The sequence below is a fragment of the Vibrio sp. 811 genome, from assembly GCF_033339195.1.
On record NZ_JAWOUB010000993.1, the window covers coordinates 1 to 509 of the forward strand.

Here is a 509-nt window from a genome sequence, read left to right on the forward strand (position 1 = left end):
TTATCGCTAGACTCTCACCGTACTAAAAATGAGACACCTCAGACAGATTTAAGGAATAAATTTGTTGTAAAAATGTTGCAAAACTATAGTGGTCGGATGTCTAATAAGAAATCAATCAAGGAAGATTGAACATGAATCCAGCCACGCTGTGGCGCAGTGTATTTATGCCGCGCCAACCTCAATGGACGAGAACGCAACAACGTCAAGCTGACATCCTCTCTTTATTTACCTTCATCGCTTTTCTGGTCGGAATTTATAGCTTAATTAAGTGGTTCAAGCATGGACACGAAAGCTTGATCTTAACTTCTGTCATTCTGATTACTCTTGAGCTTGTTTCCGCTTCTAGTCTCAAATGGTTTAAGCAACCTGCGTTATCACTTAACCTTGGTTTTGTCGGGATGTCGGTGCATGCACTCAATATCATTTATCAAAGTGGTGGTGTGGTTGATTCAACTCAAACTTATTGGGTGCCTTTGTTGGTTGTCGCTTTCTTCTTATCTGGCACTCGT

General features: G+C 40.9%; 1 pseudogene. It reads left to right on the forward strand.

What is annotated here, in order from left to right:
* Nucleotides 1-131 precede the first annotated feature (131 nt).
* Nucleotides 132-509 (forward strand): annotated as a pseudogene (locus R7Q46_RS30535) (chemotaxis protein); the annotation flags it as partial.